The sequence below is a fragment of the Microbacterium sp. WCS2018Hpa-9 genome (assembly GCF_031843745.1).
Lineage (GTDB): Bacteria > Actinomycetota > Actinomycetes > Actinomycetales > Microbacteriaceae > Microbacterium.
In genome coordinates, this window is record NZ_JAVTIY010000002.1 from 159,589 (window position 1) to 185,304 (window position 25,716).

Sequence of the window (25,716 nt, forward strand, 5' to 3'; positions counted from 1 at the left end):
GGCGGTCAGCGCGAGCGGAGGTTCTCCGTCCACTGCGAGGTCGCACCGTCGGCGATGCGGTAGCCGGCGTCGGGCACAGCCACCACGGTCACCTCACCGGTGACCCGCACCTTGCCGTTGCGGGACTCGACCTTCTCGCCGTTCACGTAGTAGCTGATGCCGATGATGTTCGTCGGCACCTTGACCTCGTCGCGCGAGGTGCCCGGCTTGTCCGTGAACTTCGGCGTCTTCGGCTCCGTCGGGGTGGTCAGCACCGGCACCTGCGACCAGTCGAGGTCACTCGCGAGATAGAACGAGGTGTACGCCGGCTGGTTGTAGGTCGTCTGCTGACGCGCGGTCTCGACCCGGTACTGCACGTCGTGCATGAGAGTCGTGAGCTTGTGCGCAGTGGGTTCCGTCGTGGTGAAGAACCGCAATGCGCTCGAGTCCGCCGTGCGCACCAGAAGCTCCTCGCGCCAGTCGCCCAGCACGTCGGCGACGAGCGAGGGGTTGCCCTTCGTGCCGTTGTTCGTGCGAGTGTCGACCGCCGTGAGCACGGTGCCCCGCGTCCAGTCGTCGATCGTAGGCGTCTGGTCGCCGCTGCCGTTGACCAGCTGCGTCGTCAGGTCGCCCGCCCAGCGGATCGACATGTTCGTGCCGGGTGTCTGTGCCTGCAGCACCTCGCCCGCGGCGCTCAGCAGACCGCTGCCCTCGGTGCCGCCGGGCATGCTCGACCACACCTCGATGCCCGGCACGTCCGGGCGCACGTCGCCGATCATCGCCCGACCCGTGTCTCGACCGGAGTAGGCGCCGAACAGCGACTCTCCCGTCGCGGCGTCACGCATCACAGACCCGTAGGGTGCGCTGGTCGCACCCTCATGGGCTGTCCAGATCTCCACACCAGGGCGGCTCGGATCGATGTCGGTCACGTGCATCGCGTCTCCGTGCCCGAGACGCACGGTGGCACCCGGGTCGGCACTGCCCGCGGGCAGCACATCGAACGAGCTGTAGAGCAGGCTGCCGTCATCGTCGATCGTCGCAGAGCCGTAGACCAGCTCCTGCCTGCCGTCGCCATCGACGTCGGCGAAGCTCAGCGAGTGATCGCCCTGCGTCGTGATGGTGCCGAACTCGGGGTCGGTGCCGTCCCGGCCGTGCGGGGAGTCGTTGAACGGATTGGTCATGGGCACGTGTCCACTGTCGACATCCCAGCGCTGCGTCAGCCGCTTGCCGTCCCAGTCGAAGGCGGCGACGGTCGTGCGGGTGTAGTAGCCGCGAGCGAAGACCGCTGACGGATGCTGGCCGTCGAGGTAGCCGACACCGGCGAGGAAGCGGTCGACGCGGTTGCCCGGTTCGATGCGCGACATCGCGTAGTCGCCCCACAGCAGGCCGTCGTCGCCGCGCTCGGTCGGATACGGGATGGTCTGCAGCTCCTCGCCCGTGGCGCTGTCGAACACCGTCAGGTACTCGGGCCCATCGATGATGAAGCCCTCGAACTCGCGCAGCAGGTTGCGAGCGCTGCGGCTGGGTGCGTAGACGTCGATGAAGGTGGTGGCGAGCTCCTGCGCAGACTCCTGCGAGAGCGGATACTCGTGCGTGATGGGCATGCCCCACGCCTCTTCGAGAGTGGCCGGCCACTGACCCGACACGACCTCCTCTCGTTCACTCCATCCGAGGAACATCTCGACGAGGTGCTGCTCGTAGTCCGCGGCGCTGAGGCGGTAGTCGTCGTCGTTCGAGTACCCCGCCTTGCGGTCGGCTTTCGGCAGCGTGATGTACGACTCGCTCGCGACGGTGCCGTCGGAGGAGTACTGGACTGACTTGGTGCCAGGGGCCGTCTTCAGCATCGTCTCGGAGCGTCCGTCGCCGTCGAAGTCGTAGACGAGGAACTGCGTGTAGTGCGCACCCGCGCGGATGTTCACCCCGAGATCGAGGCGGTTCAGCAGCGTGCCGTCGAGCTCGTAGGTGTCGAGGTAGACGGGGCCCGTGTAGCCGCGCTGCGAGACGTCCTTCGAGTTCGAGGGATCCCATTTGACGACGTACTCGTACTGCCCGTCGCCGTCGACATCGCCGACCGACACGTCGTTGGCCGAGTACGTGTACGCCTCGCCCTTCGGCGTCACGCCGTCTGCGGGCTTCTGCAGCGGAAGGTCGTAATGCCCCTCGGCCCACGCAGAGACGGATGCCGAGGCGGATGCTGTCAGCTCGACGCCGTTCACCACCGGCACGACGGAGTACTGTGATGTGGCCGCGCCGTCGGCATCCGCGTAGTTCGTGCTGTCGGTGACCGTGGCGATCTTCGTGCCGTCGCGGTAGACGGCGAAGTCGGGGCCCGCGAGCCCGGTGTCGGTCGCGCCGCTCGCCTCGGTGGCGAGCAGTCTCCAGCTGAGGAAGACTCCGTCGGCGGTCGAGACGGCGACGAGACCGCGGTCGAGGGCTTCGAGCTGCGGAGTCTTCGGCCCGGAGTCATGGCGGCCGGCCGCGGGTGCTGTGGGTGAGGCGGCGGTCGCAGTCTGCGCGCCTCCCACGAGGAGGCAGCCGGCGGCGGCCACCGCCACGGCGGCGCGGAACGATCGGTGTCGGATATTCATCGTCGAAATCCTTCTCTGGGCATGCAGCCCGCTCGGATAGCGTTTTCCCGTGCCCGTCGAAGCTACCCGCAGGGCTCGTGTCCAGTCAAGGAATCCGGCTCGATTGACACGATTCACAGCGTGCGCGACGAACCCTGCCGACGGTTAGGCTCGAAGAATGTCTGCCGAAACCGCGCGCCGCAACGTCCGCATCCTCACCTGGATCGGCATCGCGACCGGCGTGATCGGCGGGCTCCTCGTCGCCTTCCCGACCGTGCTGCCCTTCGGCGGCCCCTGGGTGCAGCTCGCCCTGGGCATCGCGACCCTCGTGCTGGCCTTCCGCGCGCGCAAGATCGGCATCGCCGAGATCGAAGGCGTCGACGGTCGCCTCTCGCTGTTCGCCGCGCTGCTCGGGTTCCTCATCGTGTTCTTCGCGGGGCAGGTCGCCTTCGGCATCCTCGTCGACGTCGCGAACCCCTGATCTAGGCTGAACCCGTGGCATCTCCGGCAGCAGACGACTATCTGAAGACCGTCTACGCGCACACCGAATGGCAGGACGCGCCGATCACCCCCTCGGTGCTCGCCGCGAAGCTCGGCATCGCCCCGTCGTCGGTGACCGAGATGGTCAAGAAGCTCGCCGCCGCCGGGCTCGTCTCGCACGTGCCCTACGGCGCGGTGCGCCTCACGGATGCCGGCACGCGGCGCGCCCTGGCCATGGTGCGTCGCCACCGCCTGATCGAGACCTGGCTGGTGCAGGAGTTCGACTACGGGTGGGACGAAGTGCACGACGAGGCCGAGGTGCTCGAGCACACGATCAGCGATCGGCTGCTCGAGGGCATCGACGCACGCCTCGGACGCCCGCGGTTCGACCCGCACGGCGACGCGATCCCCGACGCCGCGGGTGTCGTCGAACGCGAGCCCTTCGTTCTTCTCGCCGACGCTCCGGCCGGTCACGTCGGACGCGTGCTGCGCGTCGATGACCGCGACCCCGAACTGCTGCGCGCTCTCGAGGCCGCGGGTGTCGCCGTCGCGGCCAACATCACGACCACCCCCTCGGGCATCGAGCTCGACGGCACCGAGACCGAGCTCCCTGACGGCGCCGCGCAGGTGGTCTGGCTCAGCGCCTGAGAACCTCGTCAGAACCTGACACCTGCCCGTAACCGCCGCCGCATAGGCTGTGCACATGGCACACCGCGACAACATCGAATGCTGGCTGACCGACATGGACGGCGTTCTCGTGCACGAGAACGACGCCATCCCCGGAGCGTCCGAGCTGCTCGCCGGGTGGGAGCAGAACGACATCCCCTACCTGGTGCTGACGAACAACTCGATCTTCACGGCGCGCGACCTGTCGGCCCGCCTCCGCGCCAGCGGGCTCATCGTGCCCGAGGAGCGGATCTGGACCTCGGCTCTCGCGACGGCCGACTTCCTCGCCCAGCAGCTGCCCGGGGGCTCGGCCTTCGTGATCGGCGAGGCGGGCATCCTCACGGCCCTGCACGAGGCCGGCTTCATCATGACCGAGACGAACCCCGACTTCGTGGTCGTCGGAGAGACCCGCAACTACTCGTTCGAGGCGATCACCAAGGCGATCCGACTCATCATCAAGGGCGCGCGCTTCATCGTCACGAACCCGGATGCCACGGGGCCCTCGGCCGACGGCGTCATGCCCGCGACGGGCGCGATCGCCGCCCTGATCACCAAGGCCACGGGCAAGGAGCCGTATGTCGTCGGCAAGCCGAACCCGATGATGTTCCGCTCGGCGCTCAACAAGATCGGCGCGCACTCGAAGAAGACCGGCATGATCGGCGACCGCATGGACACCGACATCATCGCGGGCATCGAGGCAGGGCTGCACACCGTGCTAGTCATGACGGGCATCAGCGATGAGGCCGAGGTCGAGAAGTACCCGTTCCGGCCCGACGAGATCGTCGACTCGGTCGCCGATCTGCTGCCGACGGTCACCGAGTCGATCCCGACGCTCGACGAGGACTGACATGGGTGCGCTCGACGAAGGAGAGCGGGTCGTCGCAGCGGATGCGGCCGCCTGGCGCGCCTGGCTCGAGGAGCACCACGAGCGCACTTCGGGCGTCTGGCTGCTGAGCGTGCGCGGCCAGAACGTCGGCAGGGTGGGATACGACGACGCCGTGCGTCAGGCCCTCTGCTTCGGGTGGATCGACGGCCCCGTGCGCACGTTCGACGACGAGACGGTGGGTCAGTGGTTCTCGCCCCGTCGTCGCGGCAGCGGGTGGGCGGCGACCAACAAGGCGCGGCTGATCGACCTCGAGGCCGCCGGGCTGCTCGCACCCGCCGGCATCCGGGTTCTCGAGGCCGCCAAGGCCGACGGGTCGTGGACCATGCTCGACGGTCCTGAGGCGGGTATCGAACCCGCCGAACTGACCGAGGCGCTGGATGCGGTTCCCGCCGCGCGGGCGAACTGGGACGCCTTCCCGAAGTCGGTCAAGAAGTTCGGCCTGACGCACATCGCGATGGCCAAGCGTGCAGAGACGCGATCCGCGCGGATCGCGAAGATCGTGGCGGATGCCGCCGAAGGGAAGCGCCCATGAACCAGTCCGACGTCATGTTCCTGGTGGTCTTCCTGATCCTCCTCAGCACCCTCACCGTGTTCATCGTGCAGTTCGTCCGCTCCCGCCGTCGCGGCGGCGGAGGCGAGGGCGGCGGTCGCGCCGGCTGGTGGGAAGGCCCCTGGGACGACGACGACCGCAAGCGCTGAGCGCGGCCGACCTCTGGATCAGCTCAGAGTCAGGCTGCGCACGCGCTCGACGGGCTCGGGCATGCGCAACGGCCCGGCGCCCGGTGTGATCGTGCCGAGGATGCGGGGCTCGCGAGCTCCGGTTCCGCCCGGCGTCACCGCGGCGACTCCGTGCATGGTGCACCAGCCGATCAGCGCGAACAGGATCGCCTCCTTGCTGTCGACAGGGGCACCGAGCTCATCGGCGAGCACGACCTCGACGCCGGGGAGCGCATCGCGCAGTCCCTGCATGATCAGGGGGTTGTGGCATCCGCCTCCCGAGACGGCGAGGAATCCGATGCCGGCAGCGCGCACGTCCTGCGCCACGGTGCGAACGGTGAGTTCGGTGAGGGTGCGCACGAGGTCGGCGACCGAGATCTCTCGTCCGTCGGCGGCCAGCCGATCGAGGTGAGCACGCACGTAGTCGAGGTGGAAGTGCTCCTTGCCCGTGCTCTTCGGGGCGGGGAGCGCGTAATAGGGGTCGGCGAGGAGCGCGGCCAGCAGCGCATCGTCGACCGTTCCGGTGCGGGCGATCGCGGCATCCGCGTCGTAGCCGCGCTCGTTCAGTCCCTCCGCCACGACGACAGCGTCGACCAGCGCGTTCGCCGGACCGATGTCATACGCCGAGAGCCCGTCGGGGCCCACCACGGTCATGTTCGCGATGCCGCCGAGATTGACCGCCGCTGATACCCCGGCGCGACCGCGCAGCAGCAGTTCGTCGAGGAACGACACGAGCGGTGCGCCGTGGCCGCCTGCAGTGATGTCGCGGATGCGGACATCCGACACGACCGGCGCGCCCACCCGCTCGGCGATCCATGCCGGCTGACCGATCTGCAGGGTGCCGAGCGCGTGGCCGTCGGCGACCCAGTGGAAGACGGTCTGCCCGTGCGTGCAGACGGCATCCACTCCCCCGACCGCGTCGGATGCTGTGGCGGCGACGTCGGCGAAGGCCTGCCCGATCAGAGTGTCGAGCTCGCAGACCTCGGCGAGGGTCGTGGGCGCCGGGGGCAGCGCGGCCACGAGTCGAGCCCGGAGCTCTGGAGCGTACGGGATGCTGTCCTCGTGCAGCACGGTGCCGCGCAGCGCGCCGTCGCTTTCCTCGAAATCCACGACCGTGACGTCGATGCCGTCGTGTGAGGTGCCCGAGAGCAGTCCGAGTACGCGCATGCGTGTTCCTTCCGTCGCCTCCTCCGAGCGTAAGGCTGATTTGTTAGGGAGGCGAACGGAACGGATCGATCTCTTCTGCACGATCACTTTCTAGACCGCGTTCTCCCTAGTGCACGAAGGATGACCTGCACCGCCGGCGGCCCCCGGTCGTCGCCCGCGTAGCATTCTGCGAGACCTCGCCCTCCACCCCCAGAATGGGAGCATGTTCGTGTCCGTCGAGATCATCACGATCGTCATCAGCGCAGTCGGCCTCCTGCTGGCGCTGGGCGGCACTATGTTCGCGGGCTTCGCCTGGTGCATCCGCCGATCCGACTCCCTCCGCACCGATCTCGCAGGCGTCGAGAAGTCGCTCGGAGCGCGGATCGACGGAGTGGAACAGAAGCTCACCGCACGCATCGACGGAGTGGAACAGAAGCTCACCGCACGCATCGACGGAGTGGAACAGAACCTCACCGCACGCATCGACGGAGTCGAAAGCTCGCTCGGCGCACGCATCGATGCGGTCGCCGTCGACACGACCGAGCTCAAGATCGCGATGGCCAGACTCGAAGGACCACAACGTCATCTGATCGTCGCGTCGCGCTGACCCGCTCTGCGCTGAGGCGTCAGCGCAGGACGAGCGCCGCGGCGCCGATGAGCGGCCCCTCGTCGCCGAGACCCGAGCGCACGACACGCGTGCGGCGGGAGTACTCGTGCGCCGCGCTCGCGGTGAGGGCCTGCTGCACGAGGTCGATGTAGTCGGCCGAGACCCGCGAGAACCCGCCGCCGATCGCGACCATGTCGAGGTCGACGAGGGTCGCGGCATCCGCCAGCGCTTCGCCGACCGCCTTCGCCGACCGTTCGATGGCCGCACGGGCGATGGAGTCGCCTGTAGCGGCATCCCGCGCCAGGTCTTCGCCGGTGGCTCCGGCCCAGCCCTGCTGCTGTGCCCAGGCGGCACTCGCCGGACCCGAGGCGATCTCCTCGAGCGTGAGTCCGCCCTCGCGGCGCACCTGCCCGAGATGCCCGGCGTTGCCGGTGGCGCCGGGGATGTACGCGCCGTCGACGACGAATCCGCCGCCCACGCCGGTCGAGACGACGATCGACAGCGAGGCACCGGCATCCTGCGTGGCACCGAGCCACGACTCCGCCAGTGCCAGCGCACCGCCGTCGTGGCCGAGAATGGTCGGCACTTCGCGGCCGAGCGCACCGGATGCCGCTGAGCGCACCGACTCGGCGAGACCGAAGCCGCGCGCGAGCGGCATGTTCACCGGCATGATCGCTCCGGCGCCGCGGTCGATGGGGCCAGCACTTCCGGCTCCCGCGCCGACGAGCTCGGCATCCGCCGGCAACGCGGCCAGGGCGTGCGACACGATCGCGATGACGGCGAGGTTCAGCGACTCGAGCGTCGCTTCGCGGCCTGTCGCCTGGCGCGAACGGCTGCCGTCGACCAGCGCGCCGTGCTCGTCGACGAGCGCGGCCTCCATCTTGGTGCCGCCGACGTCGACGGCGAGCGCGTAGCGGGTCACTGGGGGTCGAGTCCGAGGTCGTCGAGGTCGAAGGCGGCACGCCATTCGAGACCCTCGGCTTCGATCGCGGCCTGAGCGCCGGTCTTGCGGTCGACGATCACGGCGACGGCCACGATCTCGGCACCCTCCTTGCGTAGCGCCTCGACGGCCTTGAGCGCGGACTGACCCGTGGTCGAGGTGTCTTCGAGCACGACGACGCGCTTGCCCTTGACGTCTGCGCCCTCGATCTGGCGGCCGCGGCCGTGATCCTTCGGCTCCTTGCGCACGACGAACGCGTCGAGTGGCTTGTCGGCGGCGACCGAGGCGTGCAGCACCGAGTTGGCGATCGGGTCGGCGCCGAGCGTCAGGCCGCCGACCGCCACGACGTCGAGGTCGCCGATCAGGTCGAGCATGATCCGGCCGATCGCGGGGGCCGCGCGGTGGTCGAGGGTGAGCTTGCGCATGTCGACGTAATACGTCGCCTTCTTGCCGCTCGAGAGGGTGAAGTCTCCGTGGAACACGGCCTCGTCCTTGATCAGGTCGAGGAGGGTCTGGCGGTCTGCGTCGAGTGCGGTCACGGCATCCAGTGTAGGAGGCAAGCCCTAGGCTTGACGCATGCGCTTGGCCACCTGGAACGTCAACTCCATCCGCACCCGTGTCACCCGCACCGTCGAGTTCGCCGTCAGAGAAGACATCGACGTGCTGGCGATGCAGGAGATCAAGTGCAAACCCGAGCAGTTCCCCTACGGGCCGTTCGAGGAAGCCGGGTACCACGTCGAGGTGCACGGACTGAATCAGTGGAACGGCGTCGCGATCGCGAGCCGTCTGCCGATCACCGACGTGCGCACCGCGTTCGACGGCATGCCGGGCTTCGCCAAGGGGCATGAGGGGCCGGATGCTCCGCTCGAGGCGCGCGCACTGGGCGTGCTCGTCGACGGCGTGCGCGCGTGGAGCCTGTACGTGCCGAACGGCCGTTCGCTCGACGACCCGCACTATGCCTACAAACTGCACTGGCTCGAGGCGCTCAAGCAGTCGACCGCGGCCGAGCTCGCGGCGAACCCCGATCTGCCGCTCGCCCTGGTGGGCGACTTCAACATCATCCCGTTCGACAAGGACAACGGCGACCCCGACATCGTCGAGGGCGTCTCCACGCACGTCTCGCCGCAGGAGCGTCAGGCCTTCTTCGCGTTCAGCGACGCGGGAGTAACCGACGTCGTGCGCCCGCTGATCCCCGAGGGCTTCACCTACTGGGACTACCAGCGACTGAAGTTCCCCCGCAACGAGGGCGTCCGCATCGACTTCATCCTCGGCTCGAAGACACTCGCGGATGCGGTCACCGGCGCATCGATCCACCGGGACGAGCGCAAGGGCGAGCAGCCCAGCGATCACGTTCCCGTGGTCGCCGAGTTCGATCTGGGCAGCGCCGACGAAGACGACGACGACCTGCCGATGATCTTCTCCTGAGCACCGACACCCGAAGGGGTCCCATGGCCGTCCGCCTGATCGCGACCGATCTCGACGGGACCCTTCTCGACTCCTCGTCGTCCGTCACGCGGCGGACCCGTGCGGCGCTCGACGCGGCGCGGGCCCGCGGCATCCACGCCGTCCCGGTGACGGCCCGTCAGCCGATCGGCCTGCGCGCGCTCGCGGGGGATGCGGGATTCGACGGGTGGGCGCTGTGCAGCAACGGCGCCTATGCGACGCACCTCGACGACGGGCGGATGCTGTTCGCCGAAGAGCTTCCGGCAGAGACGATCCGCGCCCTGGCCGATGCGCTGCGTGCCAGCATCCCCGGGCTGCTGTTCGCGAGCGTGCGCGAGGGCGGCGAGACGTTCGTCGCCCAGCACGGCTATGCCGAGATCGCCGACCTCGCCGACCACAAGCGCGATCCGCGCACGATGGGCGGCGTCGCCCTCGACCACGTGCTCGCCGCCCCCAGTCTCAAGCTGGTGATCCGGCACCCCGAGCTCGCCCCGACAGCGCTGTTCGACGCCCTGTGCGGGCTCGGGCTCACCGGCTTCGAGGCGACGCTCTCGGGTGCGCCGTTCGTCGAGGTCATGGCCGAAGGCGTGACCAAGGCCACCGGACTGGCGCGCCTCTGCGAGCACCTCGACATCGAACGCCGCGACGTCATCGCCTTCGGCGACGCCCTCAATGACGTCGAGATGCTGCGCTGGGCCGGCCACGGCGTCGCGATGGCCGGCGCGGCGGACGTCGTGCAGGATGCCGCCGACGAGACGACCACCTCGAACGACGACGAAGGGGTGGCGAGGGTTATCGAGCGGATGCTCGGCTGACCTGAGGACCGGGCAGCAGGTCAGTCGCGGGGCATGTCGCAGGGGCTGTCGCTGATCTCGCCCGAGTGATAGACGAACTTACCGTCCTCTAGGGTCTTCAGGTCGATGTTCTTGAAGGCCATCTCCGCTCGAACATCCGGCCCCGTCAACACCAGGAAAACGGTGATCGTGCCCGCCAAGGATGAGAGGGGGATGTCGTTGGCTTCCAAGACAGGAAGACCCGCGAAGGTGGTCTGCAGGTCCACCGGCATCTGCGGCGCGAACTCCACCGTGTCCTCGTCGTCGCCCTCCGCAGTGAGGACCGGCCATTCCCGTTCTTGTCCGGTCTCCTCCTGTATACGCGCAGACACATACGTCACTCGCATGCTCTCGTCGAGACATTGCACCCAGGAAATGCGATCGCCCACGGCCGTGACGCTGATCGGCTGGAGCGCGAGCGGACGAGACGGAAGGATGGGAATACACCCGACGAGCACTACGGACGCCACCAATGTCGTTGCAACTACGCCGAGGGCTTTGCACCGAAACGGAGTCAGCAAGACGAGTACCTCCCTTCTTGCAGACCCGCGTCGAACTCGAACCAGTTCGCGCAGCCATAGCTTCCCGTGAGCACAGTCGACTTGAGTACCTCCACCCCGTAGAGAACGGGATACAGAATGTTCCCGTGTGCGGCCCATTGCGCGGCGTGGCGCGTCTCATGAGAAAGCAGAGCCTCTGAATTAGCACTTCCGTTTAGCGCTTCAGCCTTGGAGACCTCGTTGGTCAAGAAAACATCGCCCACAGTCGTTCCTCCCTGCTGCGCCAGCGGACTGCCTTCGCAGACGAAGAGTCCATGCCCGGAGCTGTAACCGCACTTTCCACCTGCCAACAAGACCGAAGCAGCCGCGACGGACGTGGCGGGAAGGTTCGCCAGACTGCGGAAGAAGCGGTTACTCACCATGAAATCAGCCTTCGGCACCAAGCCCTTGATCTGCACGACTGGATTGACCCACGCATCCTTCTTCTCACATTTCCTCGAGTTGAAAGCGCGGCAGGGGTTGACCTCACCGGACGAGACCCCGTCGTTCGCTCTAGGGCTGGATGCGCCTCGACATCCGACGGAACCCCACTTGCACGACTGCTTCCCAGAGGTTGTTGCTACCCCAGGAGAACCGCTCTTGGGCTTCACAACGTTCTTGATCGCACTCGAGCACCGCACGCCGCAGTCGATCTCGAAACGCAGCCCGCTCGGGTCCATGTACGTGGTCGGGTTGTTGCCCGAGTACGTGTAGCCCGTGTTCTGCTGCGGCAGGTTCGTGTCGATCACCGGATCCACCGACAAGAACTTCCCCAACACAGGGTCATACGTACGGGCACCGACCGTCGTCAGCCCCGTCGACGCGGTGACCGGCTTGTTCATATACCCGGTACCACTCGACCACACACCGTTCGACCCACCAATCGGCGCACCATACGGATCACGCAACGTTCGGGTCGTCGTCCCCACGGCATTCGCGACCGTCTGCACGTCCACCGTCCCCTCCAAGTTCGAGAACAACCACGTCAACGTCGTCCCCGTGGTCCCGGTCTTCGCCGACTTCTCCGCAATCGGCTTACCCTCCGCACCAGAATACGTGCGCACACCCGACACCACCGAAGAACCCGGCGCCTGAGACAGCACCGTGTCACCGACGAACAACGACGAACCCTCCTTCGTGCTCTTGCGCAGAAGAAGACTGCCATCGACGTTGTAGACGTTGTCCTGCGTCACCGACCCGGTGACGACCTTCGACACCTTGCCGACGTCGTTGAACGTGATCGTCTGCCCCGGACGACCCGTCATATTGCCCGCCGCGTCATAGGTGTAGGAACCCGGCCCCGTGCCCGCAGGACCCGTCACCGTGTTCACCGAGTGCGGGCGGTCCCCGCCCGCAGCAGGATACGTGTACGCCGCCGTCGACACCGCGCCCATCGTCGACCGCTTCACCAGACTCGTGCGGTTGCCGGTCTTCGTGTCATACGTGTAGTCGTGCCAGTGCGGCTCGAGCCCGCCCATCGCACCCGCCGATGGCGCCGCCGTGCACGCCGTGGCTGCATTCGGCGTCCAGGCTCGCGTCAACTGCCGCAGACCGTCGTAGGTGTAACAGGTCTTCTGCGTGCCGTTCGTCGGCAGCACCGAGTTCATCGTGGCCGACGTCACGTTGCCCACAGCATCTCGTGTAAAGATGCGGTCGGCGACGTAGTGCCCGACGCCGCCGAACACGGCGTTGTCTTTGATCGACAGCACGGCGCCTGTCGCCGGATCGTAGCCATAGGTCGAGTACGCGCTGCTCGTCGATCCGTTGAGCCTGTTGAACTGCGAGAGCTGACCGATCGGCGAATACACCGTGTTCGCGAGGATGATCGACGTGCCCCGCACGCCACTCAGCTTGCCCCACGAGTCGTAGCTGTACCGGATCAATTCCGACGGGAGCCCGCCCATCGCAGGCGTCTGCTTGGCCTGCAACGACGAATCCGGGTTGTAGTACAGCGTCGTCTTGTAGCTCGTTCCCGCGAACGCCGGGGCGCCGGCCGGGATCGACAGCGTCGTGTCGAGCGGGTTGCCTGCCGCATCGTAAGCGCCCACTGTCGTCGCGTACGCGAGGCCGGGAGTTCCGGGTGCCGACCCGGTGTACGACGTGGACGTCGTGACCAGACCCTTCTTCACGGAGTCATACGTCCACGACGACAGCATCGACCCCGAAGCCGTGCCGGCGTAGGTCGCCTTCTTGCGATTGAGCTCGTCGTACGTGGTGGTCACCGTCTTGCCACGTGCATCGGTCGTCGACGTCATGTTGCCGACGAGGTCGTAAGTCGCCGTCGAGACGCCCGAGTCCGCATCGTCCTGGCCCACGCGGTTGCCGAGGAGATCGAACGTCCACGTCCAGGCGTTGCCCGCAGGGTCGGTCATCTTGGTCATCCGGTTGCCGCCGTCATACGCGAATGTCGTCGACTGCCCCGTGCCGCTGATGGCACCGGTGAGGTACTGCACGAGCTTCGTCTTCTGACCCAGGGTGTTCGTGAACGTGCTCGTCGCCGTGCCGCCAGTCGGCGGAGTGGTGTCGACCCGGTCCGCGCCGGCGTAGGCGTTCACGGTTTTCGAATGCACGGTGCCCGTGGTGTTGAGCGTCGAGGTCAGGGGCCGCCCGACCGCGTCGTAGGCCGTGATCACCTGCGACGGCACGTTGTTCTCAGTCACCGGGGTGAAGAACGCCGTTCCGGGCGAGATCGATGCCGTCCAGTAGTCGTTGTCGACGAAGTAGACGCGCCCCTGGTCGTCGTAGTTCGTCGTCTTCACGACCGTGCCGCCGCCGACCGCGAGAGTCTGCGTCTGCGTGGCACGCCCGAGCCCATCGAAGAGCTCGAACTTGTCAACGACCCCTCCACCCGTCACCGTGCTGGTCTTGATCGCATTCGGCGCGGTCTGCGACAGAGTGTAGGAGAACGCCATCGAGGGCGAACTCGGGTTCGTCGCCTGCGGACGCAACGGCAGCCAGACGTTCGTCGTGCGCCCCAGACCGTCGATGGTGATCGTCGTGGTCGAGCCGTTCGGATCCACGACCTTCGACGTGGCGCCGGTGGTCGGCTCGAACGACGTGACGGTCTGCCAGGAGAAGGGAGCGGGTTTCGTCTCGGTCGTCGACAGCAGCGGCTGAGCTGCGGCTGGCGTGTATGCCGTAGAGGTCTTCCGCCCCAGCGCATCCGTCTTCGTGAGCGGTCGCCCGAGCGCGTCGTACGTGCTGGAGCCGGCGTTCACCCAGTGCGGCTGACCGTTCTCGTACTTGTCGACAACCTGCGACGACGTCGCAAGGCCTTTGCTCGGCGCCGCACCCCACGCCAGACCGTCATACGTCGTCTTGACGTCGCTGACGAGATCGCGGGGGAACTGCGCCGCCGCGAGATCCGCGCAGGTCGTGTTGACCGCGCGCTCCTGGCTGGGCAGGCCGATGATCCAGGCCGAGGTGTTCGGTGCCGCATAGGTGGTCGTCACACACTTGCCCGCCGCGTCGGACGGGATCGTGGACACCGTGAGCGGATAGCCATAGGTCGAGTCGAAGGTCGTGCGGGTCTCGAGCGTGCGGTTGCCGCCGGTGGAGAGCGGCTCAGTCACGATCGTCTTCTGAACACCCGTCTTGCGCGCCTGCCGGGTGCCGTCGTTGGCACTGATGCCCGATGCCCACGGCGTGCTGATCTGGTCGGTGACCAGCGCGCCACCGACGCCGTTGAACGTCTGCTGACGATATGTCTGCCCGGCGAACCATCGGTCGTCGGGGATGCTGGTGCCGGTGACGTTCACGGCCTTCGTGCCGCCGGTCGCCGTAGCGCGGTCGCCGTTCATGCCTTGGTAATAGGTGTATTTCGACACCTTCTGCGCGGCAGGCGTGGCGGGGTTGCCTTCGCGGACCTCGACGGTGTCGACACCGGCTAAGACGTTCCACGTTCGCGCGTTCGCGACCGTGAGCGGCGAATCGTTGTAACGCCACTTCGGGGTGCCGTAGAAGTACTGCGTCTGCTGCACCTGACTGAGTGGACCGCCTGTCGCCCCGTTCACGAGGATCGACGACACCGGGTACTTGTGGAACAGGTCCTGTCGACCACCGAGCGGGATCGTCGACTGCGGCACCCACCATTCGGGGAAGCACCATCGGGTGTTGTTCGCGAGGTCAGCGAGGATGGCTGGCGCCTGCGCTGCGGTGCACTGCTGCGGACGGTAGTTGACGCTGATGGTGGCGCCGAGACTCGTCTTGATCGAGGTGAGTCGCCACTTGTCGAGAGGAGCGAGACCATCGACGACCCACACACGGTTCTGCATGGTGGCGCCACTGAAGAGGGTGGGGGGCTCCGCGATAGCTGTCTGACCCGCGGCCGTTCCGGTGCGCTGCACCTTCGTGAGCCAGAGAGCGGCAGAGGTGTTGTCACCTGGGTCGGGGAAGGAGTGCGACAGGGCCCACGAGTCGACTGTCGAATAGGCACCCGAGACCTTCGCCTGCGACGTGACCTTCGCCAGGCTCGCGTTCGTGAAGAAGGTCGGCACGATCTGGGATGCCGAACACGACGTACCCGTGCAGAGCTGATCCCAGGGTACGTCGGGGTACTTCGCCGGGTTGGCCGGCGCGACCGCGCCGTCTAGGGTGCCCGTGGTGCACGTGGCACCGGACGCGTCGTTGCATCGCCCCTTCGCGTCGTAGGTGAAGAGCACGCGGTAGCCTGCGGCATTCGCCGCGAAGATCTCGGTCGAGCGGAATCCGTACTCGATGCGACTGAGAGCACCGCCGCGGTGGTATGCCGTGGCGCCGGAACCGCCCTTGGCGTACTTGTTCGTCTCCGCCGTGTAGTACATCGTCTGGGCGTTGCCGTGCACGTCGACCACGTAGTCGAGGTTCCACCGCCACGCCTGGTTGCACGAGGACGTGGCGAAAGTGGCGGCATGACACGGTTCGCCCGCATCGTTGCCGAAGACCGGAACGGTCCAGGTCGAGTTCGTGGTCGGCTTGCCGCTCGACCACCCCGGCAACTGGTTGAGTCCGAAGAAGTACCGAGTTCCGTCGCTCGTCGTCATGCGCCAGCACTCGTTGTTCACGGTTCCGTTGGGCGCACAGCCCTGGGCGGTGCCGACGAGACGCTCGAACCGTGTGCCGTCGTCGTTCTGCAGACGCCACACGCCTGACGCGGCATCCTTGATCAGCGCTCCCGACCGACCTGCCATCGAGACCGTCGCATTGTCGGTGCGCCAGCAGAGGTCGCCGGACGTCGCGACAGCGCCGCTCGCTCCGTCGTCTTTCGCGCAGGGGATGTAGCTGCGCTCGATGAACCCCGCTCCGGTGAGCTCCCATCCTTCACCGACTGCGGACGGCTGATTGTTCGTGGACGCCGTCAGCCCGTCGACGGACTGGGAGTTGTACGAGAGCCCGACTGACGGCACCGGTCCTGCTCCGGCGGAGGGCACCCCCATCTCGTAGTTCCATGTGAACGCGCCCGTCTGCTCGGCGACATCCCACGTGGACGACGACTTCAACGGCGTGGCGGCGTAGGACCCGGTTCCACTGCTCGAGCTGGCTCCCGCGAGCGCCGCGAGCAGCATGGGCTCGGCCGAGACCGCAGGCGTGAGCACGAGGCCTTCGTCGGTCGACGCGGTCGCGACGCTCACGGACTCCTTGCGAAGATCCGAGGCCTTCGTGTCGGCCGGCACCTGCACCCATTCGAGCCTGCTGTCGAAGTCCGCCCCGTACGCTCCGACGAGGAGGGCGTCGGGAACGCGGACCGCGACCGGCGCGGCATCCGCCTTCGCATCCGCATCCGCATCGGTCAGGGACACGACGATGCCGTCGAGCCCCTTTGCCTTCGCAGCCTTGTCGCTGAGAATCTCCACCAGGACCCGTGGTTGCGTCGCATCCTCATCGCCCGGTGCCCCGTCATCTTCGGGCTTCTCGTCCTTGGGCTTCTCGTCTTTGGGCTTCTCGTCCTCCGGCTTCGGCGTCTCGTCCGGCTTCAACGTCTCGTCGGGCCTCGGCGTCGCGTCCGGCTTCGGTGTCTCCACCGGCTTCGGTGTCTCTACCGGCTTCGACGTCTCTACCGGCTTCGGCGTCTCCACCGGCTTCTTTGGTTCCGGGGTCGCTCCGGCATCGGTTGATGCGGGGGCCACGGCGATGCCTGAGTCAGCCACCGGCCGCCATTCACCCGCAACGGTGGCCGACACGGCACCCTCCGGCGCATCCGTGGTCACACCGCGCACGGAGGTCGGCTCGAGCACGATGTCCGTCTCAGGAATCGGAGACACGACGGCGGCATCCGGCGTGTCCGCGCTGACCGACGATTCCGATACCGGGCCCTCACCGGCCGCACCGAGCACGGAGCCCGGGACAGGATCGCCGAAGACCGGAGTCTCGACGGTCGGAGTCGGGGTCTCTGCGAATGCGGCACCGGGCGTGGCGACGAGCAGACCGCATGCCAGCGCGAGTGAGGTTGCGATTGTCAGCGCCTTGCGCGCCGTCGAGCGGGTCACGATCATCGTCAGCGTCCGGTCAGTTGGTGAAGGGGATCTCGAAGGCGCCAAGGCGCGCGAGCTGGGCGTGGTCGATGACCGCGGGGACGATCACGGGGTTGGCGATGAGGCCGATGAATCGGAGGCTGTCGGGTCCCGGGCCGAAGATGACGGGGCCGCTCGCCGTGCGGTCGCCGGATCCGTTGATGTGGCCGGTGACGGCGACCGGAGTGATCGAGTTGCCGACGTGGAGGCGGAGCTGCTGATTCGTCGCGTCCCAGATGCCCGTGACCATCTGCCAGGAGCCGGGGGTGACTGTGCCCCCGACGACGCAATTGTTGTCGCGGGCTGTATTGCTCAGGTTGACATTCGCCTCGCCGAGACAGAACGCGTACTTCCCGGTTGTTGTGATCTGCAGCTGCACGGTCCCTATTCCCGGTCCGCGCTGGATGGCAACGACCTGGGTCGCGGTGGACGATAGCTTCGCGGGCTTGACCCACACGCTCGATGTGAAGCTCTTGGACGCGTCGACGGGCGCCGCCGAAGAATGGACCTCGTCGGCAGCTGAGGCGACCGCAGTCGACAGCACGGGCGTGGCGACCGGCGGGTCGGGGAGGTCAGTGCTCGTCGTCGACGCGTTGGGCGGGATGATCAGGTTGATGCCGGCGGCTCCGATCCAGGGGTTCGAGTCAGGGATCGTGTTGGGAAGGGGCGAGCTCATCGCAGTGAGCTGCCAGGCGTGGCCAGCGTCGAGGTTCGCCGATGCGGCAGGGGTGCCGATGTTGCCGCCGGGATACAGAGGGAAACCGATGGCGGCTGATTGGTTGCCGGCCTTGTCGTAGGCCGAAACCCAGAGCGTCGAGAGGGAATCGATGGGGGCGACGGTGAGCGTCGTCGCTCCCGATGCCGCCTTGCAGGCCCACCGGACGCTGTTGGTGACTGTGCCGGAGCAATTGGGGAGCGCTGCGGCGACCGAGATCGTGCCGTCGGTGGGCACCGGCGGCGCGGGTGCCACGAGCTGAGTCGGAGTCGCCCAGTAGACATAACCCGCGACGTCCGCCGCGCCCGTCACCGACAGCTTCACGCCCTGCCCCACCGTGTACGTGGACCCGGCTGGCGCGGTCACCGCAGGCGCAGCGGGCTTCGTCGTGTCCACCGTGAAGTAGCACCACGCCGTGAACCCGACTCCGTCGACTATGTGGTCGCTTCCCCACGCGCGCCAGGCGTACACCTCACCGTTGGTCAAGCCTGTGAATGTGACCGACTTCAACCCCTGATCGCCGAGCCCCCCTGCTTTGTCCTGGATCTTCACGCCCAGGTTCGAGGCTTTCGCGAGGTGGAAGTTGGTGTCGACGTTCCCGGGGTCGGGGTCGGTCTGGTGCACCTGGACGACGACGTTCGCCTGGCCCAGGACCGCAGGGGACGCGGCCGTGCCGCACTGCCGGCTGGGCGAGGTGAACACAGGATTGGTCGGGACATTGGGTGCAGAGTTGTAGGTCACATAGAGCGTCGCTGCCCTGCTGAAGTGGCGGCGAGACAGCGCGTTCTCGTCCTGCGGCGCGAGCCCCAGCTGAATGGCGTGCGCTCCGAGACGAGAGCGGACACCAGCAGTCACATCCCATCCCACGGACTCAGGACCGCTGTTGCACGAGCCCGGATTCTTGGTGTCCAGAACGGGGCCCCACAGTGCGTGGTTCTGCTGGTTCCACGTGAAGCCTGCGGCCTGGAGACCGAAGGTGCGCACCTGCACAGGGCTGTTCGGGCACGCAGCCCACGTGAGCTGCGTCGCACCGAGCCGTGCGGCGATGATCTGCTTGCCGTTCAGAGCGCTGAGGGGAAACTCGAAGAAGGCGTTTCCGCGGTTCGTGCTCCACCGCCCCATGCGCAGGACGTCTGAGGCGCTGGCGTTGAGGTACGACTGATTCGGGAACGCCGCATCCGTGTACCAGGACTGGACGCTTCCGGCCGCCCAGTCCGGATCGACGAAGATCGGATAGGTGACGTCGTCTCCGTCGCGTCGCTCCTCGGCTGCCACCGATGCGCCGACGTCGAGGGCCACATGGTCATCGCCCACGTCGTGCGCAACCGGCAGAATGGGCTCGATTCCGCCTGGCTCCCGGTATGTGCCGCCGTCGGACGAGTCCCACCACAATGGCTGGCCGGCCACGACCTGCGATCCGTCTGCCAGCTCTGCCTCGACGGTGCCGTTCGGAGTCGTGGTGAGGTCGGCGTCCTCGATGATCACGTGGAGGTCGTCGAGCTTCGCAGACCGCGCGGCCTTCTCTGTCTTGACGACGTAGATGGATGCCTGGCCGGTCTTCGTGGCGACCATCTTGAGGTCGACATCGGGCAGCACATCGGGGTATGTGGCGGTGTCACCGTCGATGATGGGGGCGGGAAGCGTGCCGTACGGCCACCGTTCGGTGATCCACTCACCCGTCTCTGTCTGCACCTGGGCTAGTTCGTCGGTGCCGCCGGGCGAGAACCGCACGGGCGCAGCAGAAGCAACGGGCTCGACCCAGTCTCCGACGCGCACGAGAGTGGTGTCGACGGCGACCCACTCGCCGTTCTGCTCGACACGCACGGGCACGGTGGATGCTTCGTACTGCAATGTGCCGTCGGGCATGGCGAGAGTCTGCTCGGTCGGCGTGGTCAGCCCGTCGACGGCGACACCTTGCCCTGTGGCCGCGGCCGCGGATGCCGCCGCGCTGATGGCAGCGCGTTGGACATCACGGAAGGAGGTCGCAGGCGTCATCCTGCTGGGTCCCGCAGCAGCAGAGATCGGTGCGGCGGATGCCGAGATCGGCGCACCGCCGAACACGATCGCAGCCGCGCAGACAGCCGCGATGAGACGAACAGATCCAGAGGTGGTGTACCTAGTGCGAAAGCGAGTCACATCTGAAAGCTATGGTTGCGCTGAGAGTCGCAGCAATATTTAGCGCCCATTGAAGGTATTTGTAAGGTATTCGCCGCAGCCGCCATACGTCCGCTGTCAGCAGCGTTCAGGCCGCACCGATCATCGGCTGCCGGCCGGGCAGCTCTGACCTCGAGCCGACGTCGCGTCCGAGCTCTCCGATGAGCTTGGCGCGAGCTCGGCTGAGGGTCGTGAATACCGAAGCCTGCGAGCAGCGATCGAGTTCTGCGATCTCGCCCGCGGCGAGCCGACCCCAGTAGAAGAAGATGACGAACCGTCTCTCTCGGGGCGTGAGAACCGAGTCGATCGCGTGGCGCACGGCGAGAGAATCGAGCAGGTCATGTGCTCGGGCCCCCTCGGCCATACGGCGGACGGCCTCCATGGCCCCTGCCCGAGCACGGAGCGTTCGATCGCGGTCCTTGAGCTTGTTGTCCGCGGTCCTGAGCAGCCAGATCAACCCCAGAGGCCTCAGTACGTCGAGCTTCACCCAAGCGAGCGAGAACACCTCGGAGATGAGGTCCGAGACCTCGTCGTCGTCATCCAGCACGCACTCCACATGGTGCCGGACTGCCCCCCAGTGCGCGACGAAGATCTCATTGAACACGCCCACGCGCTCGGCGTGAGCGACTTCCCCCCGGGTACGCACATGGAGGATCGTACTGCGACCGCGCCGGCTCGGACAGTAGCCAAAAGTCGCTATCTCCGATCATCCCGGGGAATGGTCTCGCCCGGATCGCGCGAGCCTCAGCCTTCGAACGTCCCGACCTCCGGCACCCGATCCGTTCGTCCGTACCGCAGCAGCATCACACCTGTGTCGTCGACGACCGGCGGCTCGAGCAGTCGCAGCAATGACGGCATCGCGCCGTCATCGAACACCTTCTTGCCCCTACCGAGCAGGATCGGATAGACCCACAGGTTGAGCTCGTCGAACAGCCCCTCGGCGAGCAGCGAGTGCACGAAGTCGATGCTGCCGATCACGTGCACCTCGTCGTGCTGCGCCCGCATTTCGGTGATCTCGGCGGCGAGATCTTCGCCGATACGGTGACTGTTCTGCCACGCGAGCGCGATGTGCGCGTTCCGCGACGCGACATACTTCGGCACCCGGTCGAAGAGCCTGCCGATCTCTCCGGACGGGCCATCGGTGTGATGCGGCCAGTACGACGCGAAGATGTCGTACGTGCGACGTCCGAGCAGCAGCGCGTCGAGCCTCTGCATCCCCTTCGAGACGGTCTCTCCCATGCCCGACGAGGTGTACCCCGCCTGCCAGCCGCTGAATTCGAACCCTCCGGACGGATCCTCGTCGGTGCCGCCCGGGCCCTGCGCGACGCCGTCGAGGGTCATGAAGAGGTCGATCACGATGCGTCCGGTCATCAGAGTGCTCCTTTGCGCGAGAAGGCGGCGATGCTCACTGGGCGATGTTCACAGTATGCGCTCGTGCGACGGCGACGCGGAGTCCGATCCTTCCCCGCCCCAGCGCCCGAGCGCGTCGACCGCCTCGCGCAGTGCGAGGCCGCGATCGGTGAGCGCGTAGGCACGCGTGTTGTGTCGCAGGGGCAGCCGGCTCAGCACCCCGGCTGCTTCGAGCTCGCGCAGGCGAGTCGCGAGCATGTTCGTGGGCACCCCGAGCTCGCGCTGCAGATCGCCGTATCTCTGCGGCCCATCGAGGAGTCGCTCGACAATGAGCAGCGCCCACCGCGCTCCGACCACGTCGAGGGCTGCGGCGAGGTCGCTCACGTGTTCTGATCGGAGTCCGACTTCATCCAGAACGGCGAATAGTGGTACCCGTCGGGGTCGTCGAATTGACGCTGGTACATGAACGGGTAATCGTCCGTGTCGCCGATCCTCCCGCCCGCGGCAGCAGCGCGCTCGACGAGCTCATCCACGGCCTCACGGCTGCCGAGGTCGAACGAGACCGTGACCTTCGATGGCGTATCGGGTCCGCCGATCAGCTCCTCGCTGCCGCCGACGCTCGCATACATCTCGCGGCTGCCGAACATGACGTACTGCTCGGGCGCGATCGCGAAGCACGACACGTTGTGATCGGACATCTCGGCGTTGAGGGTCCAGCCGAGAGCGGTGTAGAAGGCGGTGGCCCGGTCGACGCTCTCGACGGGGCAGGTGATGAAGATGCTCATGCGCCCACACTTGCAAAATGCAAGCGCGGCGTCAAGAGCCTCCGTCGACGACATCCGATCGCTCCGGGACGGCCGTCTCTGCGCGACGCCGCAGCCCCACGAGCGCAAGCACTCCGGCGCCGGCCGTGAGCGCGGCGACCACCCCGAGGCCCACGCCGGGAACGGATGCCGTCGCCACCGCTCCTGCGACGAGCGGCCCACCCGCATCACCCAGCTCTCGCCCGAGTTCTGCGCTGCCCATCGTGCGGCCCATGCGCTCGGGCGGCGTCGATGCGGCGAGGTGCGAGAACGCGATCGGTGTCGCGACACCGACTCCGACGCCCACCAGCAGGGCCGTCGCGATGAGCGCCACAGGAGACTGCGTGACCGCGGCGAGCGCGATTCCCGCCGCGATGAGCAGCAGGCCGCCGACCGCTCCGGTGCGCACCGAGATGCGTCCTCTGTCGTGCGCCGCGCCCACGAACGGCTGTGCGACGCTCGATGCGATCGCGAGCACCGTGACGATGGCCATGCTCCCCAGCGTGTCGAGCCCGACCTGACGCCCGAGCAGCGGAAGGAACCCGACAGCGACCGCAAGCGCACCCGTCGTCGCAGCCAGCACGAGGGTCGGGACCAGGAATCCGGGGGCGATCAGCTCTCGACCGAGATCGACGAGCGTGACCCTCTTGCGCGGCAGCACGGCGACCGGCGGCACCGCGACAGCGACCCAGGCCGCGGCGCCGAGACCGAGCACCGCGAGCGCCCAGAACAGAGCGGGCATTCCGCCCCAGACCACGAGCACCGCGCCGATGAGCGGTCCGAGCGCATAGCCGAGGCTCTTCCATGAGCCGTAGCGGCCGAAGTACTTGCCCCGGGTGGCGTCGTCGGTCAGCCGAGCGACCGCAGCCGACGACGACGGAGAGAACGCCGATGCTGCGGCACCCTGACCGAACCTGCCGATGGCGAGTCCGAGCATGCCGGGCACGACCGCTCCCACGACAGAGAATGCTGAGAACGCCAGCAGGCCGCCGATGATGACCGGGCGCACGCCGATTCGATCGCTCAGCGCGCCGAACAACGGCTTGAGCAGCACCTCGGCGAGGTCGTAGAGCGCGAGGGTGAGCCCGAAGGCGAGCAGCGTCCAGCCGATGTCCTCGGTCTCCGCACCGAGGGCCGCCGCGATGCCGTGCGCTCCGAACGCGGTGGTGAATCCTGCGAGGTACAGCGGGGCGAGGCGGGGCTTCGCAGCGGGCGGGGTCGAGGTCACGCTCGATTCTCGCAGGATCCCCAGGTCGACAGGATTGCCAGGTCGACAGGATCGCCAGGTGGGCAGCACGATCCCCCGTGCGGGGGATGCCGCCGCATCCGCCCCGGCTCTACGGTGGGGGGATGCCTGCAGTGCCGTTCACCCGCATCCCCAGCGTCCGCGAACAGCGTGGCGATCTCGTGCTCGCTGCGGTGATGTTCGTCGGCGCCGTGCTGAGCGCCGCACTCTCGACGGTGGCTGAGATCTACGGCGACACCAGGGCAGAGCCGTGGACGGCGCTGGTCTATGCGGTCGCCGTCACCGCGCCGCTCGCTGTGCGACGCCGCTGGCCGGCTCCGGTCGCGATCGCCATATCAGTGGCGTACTTCCTCGCGATCTCGTTCCAGGTGCCCGAGATCTACGTCGGCAACATCGCCATGTTCGTGTCGCTGTACACGGTGGGCGCCTGGATGAACAACCGCCGAGCCGCCGTGATCGTGCGCGTCGCGATCATCGTCGGCATGTTCGTCTGGCTGATCATCACGATGTACCGCGAAGCCATCGAAGAGGCCGCGAAGGCCGAGGTCGCCGCGGGGCTGCTCTCTCCTTATCTCGCCTTCATGCTCATCCAGCTGCTGCTGAACGTGCTGTATTTCGGGGGCGCCTACTACTTCGGCGAGCGCTCGTGGCACGCGGCTCAGGAGCGCGAGGTGCTCGAGCAGCGCACAGCCGAGCTCGAACGGGAGCGCGAGGTCACTGCAGCGCAGGCCGTCGCGCTCGATCGCGTGCGCATCGCCCGAGAGCTGCACGACGTCGTCGCGCACCATGTGTCGGTGATGGGCGTGCAGGCGGGCGCCGCCCGACTCGTGATCGATCAGGACCCTGAGAAGTCCAAGCGCATCCTGAGTGGCATCGAAGACTCGGCGCGCGACGCGATCCACGAGCTGCGGCAACTGCTCGAGACGCTCCGCGCCCCCGGCGGTGAGACGACGGATGCCGCGTCGACGGTGACGCTCGACGACATCCGCTCGCTCGTCGACGCGTCGTCCGAGGCGGGACTGCCCACCGACTACGCGGTGATCGGCACCCCGAAGCCCGTGCCCTCGATCGTTGCCGTGAATCTGTATCGCATCGCCCAGGAGTCGCTGACGAACGCCCGCCGTCACGCCGGCGTCGGCGCCACCGCCGATGTGCGCGTGCGCTACGACGACGACGGCGTCGAGGTCGAGATCGTCAACACCGGCCGCGCGGTGGCGGTGCTTCGCCCCGGGCTCGGCCAGCTCGGCATGCGCGAGCGCGCAGCAGCATCCGGGGGCACGCTCGATGTGGCTCCGCGCGCGGCGGGAGGGCTGCGCGTGCGGGCTCGGGTTCCGCTGTCCGGCACCGGCAGCGCGCAGACCGAGCCGACCGCGCCCATCGAGCCGGCCGAGCCGCTGATCGAGACGAGCACCACCCCATGAGCCAGACCGACGCGCCGATCCGGGTCCTGCTGGTCGACGATCACGCGATGCTGCGGGCCGGATTCCGGACGATCCTCGACACGCAACCCGACATCACGGTGGTCGGCGAGGCGGCGACCGGCACCGAAGCGGTGGCGCAGGCATCGACTCTTCGCCCCGACGTGATCACGATGGACGTGCAGATGCCCGACATGGACGGCATCGAGGCCACCAGACGGATCGTCGCCGACCCCGGGGTCGGCGCGGCCATCGCGATCGTGACGACGTTCGATCGCGACGACTACCTCTACCAGGCACTGGATGCCGGAGCGAGCGGGTTCCTGCTCAAGAACGCCGGTGCGGAGGATCTCATCGCCGCAGTCCGGGCTCTCGCCGCGGGCGACGGGATGCTGGCGCCCGAGGTCACGCGCCGGGTGCTGGCTCGATTCACGACGGCATCCGCGACGGCATCCGCGACAGCATCCGCCACAGCATCCGCACTGGAATCGACGCACACCGTCGCGCCCGCGCAGGTCGCCCCGACCGTGCTGCTCGACCCGCTCACCGACCGCGAGGCCGAGGTGCTGGCGCTGCTGGCGGACGCCCGCAGCAACGCCGAGATCGCGGCAGCGCTGTTCATCGGCGAGGCCACCGTGAAGACGCACGTCTCGCGGATTCTGCAGAAGCTCGGCGCGCGCGACCGCGTGCAGGCCGTCGTGCTCGCCCACCGGATGGGACTCGCGTAACGCCGATCCCG

At 67.6% G+C, this 25,716-nt stretch carries 22 protein-coding genes; 10 read left to right on the forward strand and 12 right to left on the reverse strand.

The window, feature by feature from the left end; genetic code table 11:
• Positions 1-5: 5 nt before the first annotated feature.
• The gene (locus RQG82_RS04540; protein ID WP_311257946.1) at positions 6-2,567 is read right to left on the reverse strand and encodes a rhamnogalacturonan lyase; all 2,562 of its coding nucleotides are present in this window, start codon (positions 2,565-2,567) and stop codon (positions 6-8) included.
• Between the two features lie 157 nt (positions 2,568-2,724).
• Here RQG82_RS04540 and RQG82_RS04545 point away from each other — a divergent pair, with 157 nt between their 5' ends.
• The 5 genes from RQG82_RS04545 to RQG82_RS04565 are packed head-to-tail and all read left to right on the forward strand — an operon-like array spanning position 2,725 to position 5,277.
• Positions 2,725-3,027, forward strand: coding sequence for a hypothetical protein (locus RQG82_RS04545; RefSeq protein WP_311257947.1), 303 nt, complete (start codon positions 2,725-2,727; stop codon positions 3,025-3,027).
• Between the two features lie 14 nt (positions 3,028-3,041).
• Positions 3,042-3,674, forward strand: coding sequence for a metal-dependent transcriptional regulator (locus RQG82_RS04550; protein WP_311257948.1), 633 nt, complete (start codon positions 3,042-3,044; stop codon positions 3,672-3,674).
• A 55-nt stretch (positions 3,675-3,729) separates the two neighbouring features.
• Positions 3,730-4,539: an HAD-IIA family hydrolase gene (locus RQG82_RS04555; protein ID WP_167948302.1), complete on the forward strand. Its 810-nt coding sequence runs from the start codon at positions 3,730-3,732 to the stop codon at positions 4,537-4,539.
• 1 nt (position 4,540) lies between these two features.
• Entirely contained in the window at positions 4,541-5,110 is a 570-nt protein-coding gene (locus tag RQG82_RS04560; protein WP_311257949.1) for a YdeI/OmpD-associated family protein, read from the forward strand.
• Entirely contained in the window at positions 5,107-5,277 is a 171-nt protein-coding gene (locus tag RQG82_RS04565; protein WP_311257950.1) for a hypothetical protein, read from the forward strand. Before RQG82_RS04560 ends, RQG82_RS04565 begins: the two co-directional genes overlap by 4 nt.
• An 18-nt stretch (positions 5,278-5,295) precedes the next feature.
• On the opposite strand, the gene RQG82_RS04570 is transcribed toward RQG82_RS04565, so the two are convergent.
• The gene (locus RQG82_RS04570) at positions 5,296-6,462 is read right to left on the reverse strand and encodes an anhydro-N-acetylmuramic acid kinase (RefSeq protein ID WP_311257951.1); all 1,167 of its coding nucleotides are present in this window, start codon (positions 6,460-6,462) and stop codon (positions 5,296-5,298) included.
• 202 nt (positions 6,463-6,664) lie between these two features.
• Here RQG82_RS04570 and RQG82_RS04575 point away from each other — a divergent pair, with 202 nt between their 5' ends.
• On the forward strand, positions 6,665-7,048 hold the full coding sequence (locus RQG82_RS04575; protein WP_311257952.1) for a hypothetical protein: 384 nt from the start codon (positions 6,665-6,667) through the stop codon (positions 7,046-7,048).
• Positions 7,049-7,067: 19 nt separating this feature from the next.
• Here RQG82_RS04575 and RQG82_RS04580 read toward each other — a convergent pair whose 3' ends face one another.
• Together RQG82_RS04580 and pyrE are read right to left on the reverse strand one after the other, a co-directional pair.
• Positions 7,068-7,970 (reverse strand): ROK family protein, encoded by a 903-nt coding sequence (locus RQG82_RS04580; RefSeq protein WP_311257953.1) that lies wholly within the window; start codon positions 7,968-7,970, stop codon positions 7,068-7,070.
• Positions 7,967-8,527 carry an orotate phosphoribosyltransferase gene (gene pyrE, locus RQG82_RS04585; protein WP_042541265.1) on the reverse strand — a complete coding sequence of 187 codons (561 nt, stop codon included), beginning with the start codon at positions 8,525-8,527 and terminating at the stop codon, positions 7,967-7,969. Before pyrE ends, RQG82_RS04580 begins: the two co-directional genes overlap by 4 nt.
• Positions 8,528-8,564: 37 nt before the next feature.
• Here pyrE and RQG82_RS04590 point away from each other — a divergent pair, with 37 nt between their 5' ends.
• Positions 8,565-9,413 (forward strand): exodeoxyribonuclease III, encoded by an 849-nt coding sequence (locus tag RQG82_RS04590; RefSeq protein WP_311257954.1) that lies wholly within the window; start codon positions 8,565-8,567, stop codon positions 9,411-9,413.
• Positions 9,414-9,436: 23 nt separating this feature from the next.
• Positions 9,437-10,246, forward strand: a complete 810-nt coding sequence (locus RQG82_RS04595; RefSeq protein ID WP_311257955.1) for an HAD family hydrolase — start codon at positions 9,437-9,439, stop codon at positions 10,244-10,246.
• 20 nt (positions 10,247-10,266) lie between these two features.
• Here RQG82_RS04595 and RQG82_RS04600 read toward each other — a convergent pair whose 3' ends face one another.
• The 8 genes from RQG82_RS04600 to RQG82_RS04635 form a co-directional block, all read right to left on the reverse strand.
• On the reverse strand, positions 10,267-10,653 hold the full coding sequence (locus RQG82_RS04600; RefSeq protein ID WP_311257956.1) for a hypothetical protein: 387 nt from the start codon (positions 10,651-10,653) through the stop codon (positions 10,267-10,269).
• 125 nt (positions 10,654-10,778) lie between these two features.
• Entirely contained in the window at positions 10,779-17,267 is a 6,489-nt protein-coding gene (locus tag RQG82_RS04605) for an RHS repeat-associated core domain-containing protein (protein ID WP_311257957.1), read from the reverse strand.
• Between the two features lie 19 nt (positions 17,268-17,286).
• A complete protein-coding gene (locus RQG82_RS04610; protein ID WP_311257958.1) occupies positions 17,287-20,142 on the reverse strand; it encodes a LamG-like jellyroll fold domain-containing protein in 2,856 nt (951 codons plus the stop codon).
• A gap of 106 nt (positions 20,143-20,248) precedes the next feature.
• Positions 20,249-20,806, reverse strand: coding sequence for a sigma-70 family RNA polymerase sigma factor (locus RQG82_RS04615; RefSeq protein WP_311257959.1), 558 nt, complete (start codon positions 20,804-20,806; stop codon positions 20,249-20,251).
• Between the two features lie 98 nt (positions 20,807-20,904).
• Complete coding sequence (locus tag RQG82_RS04620) at positions 20,905-21,531, reverse strand: dihydrofolate reductase family protein (protein ID WP_311257960.1); 627 nt, start codon at positions 21,529-21,531, stop codon at positions 20,905-20,907.
• A gap of 48 nt (positions 21,532-21,579) precedes the next feature.
• Positions 21,580-21,894, reverse strand: a complete 315-nt coding sequence (locus RQG82_RS04625; protein WP_311257961.1) for a helix-turn-helix domain-containing protein — start codon at positions 21,892-21,894, stop codon at positions 21,580-21,582.
• The gene (locus tag RQG82_RS04630) at positions 21,891-22,295 is read right to left on the reverse strand and encodes a VOC family protein (RefSeq protein ID WP_311257962.1); all 405 of its coding nucleotides are present in this window, start codon (positions 22,293-22,295) and stop codon (positions 21,891-21,893) included. The genes RQG82_RS04625 and RQG82_RS04630 overlap by 4 nt, the downstream gene beginning before the upstream one ends.
• Positions 22,296-22,326: 31 nt before the next feature.
• Complete coding sequence (locus tag RQG82_RS04635; protein ID WP_311257963.1) at positions 22,327-23,541, reverse strand: MFS transporter; 1,215 nt, start codon at positions 23,539-23,541, stop codon at positions 22,327-22,329.
• 122 nt (positions 23,542-23,663) lie between these two features.
• On the opposite strand from RQG82_RS04635, the gene RQG82_RS04640 reads away from it, so the two are divergent.
• Together RQG82_RS04640 and RQG82_RS04645 are read left to right on the forward strand one after the other, a co-directional pair.
• Positions 23,664-24,980: a sensor histidine kinase gene (locus RQG82_RS04640; RefSeq protein ID WP_311257964.1), complete on the forward strand. Its 1,317-nt coding sequence runs from the start codon at positions 23,664-23,666 to the stop codon at positions 24,978-24,980.
• Positions 24,977-25,705 carry a response regulator transcription factor gene (locus tag RQG82_RS04645; protein ID WP_311257965.1) on the forward strand — a complete coding sequence of 243 codons (729 nt, stop codon included), beginning with the start codon at positions 24,977-24,979 and terminating at the stop codon, positions 25,703-25,705. Before RQG82_RS04640 ends, RQG82_RS04645 begins: the two co-directional genes overlap by 4 nt.
• Positions 25,706-25,716 lie beyond the last annotated feature (11 nt).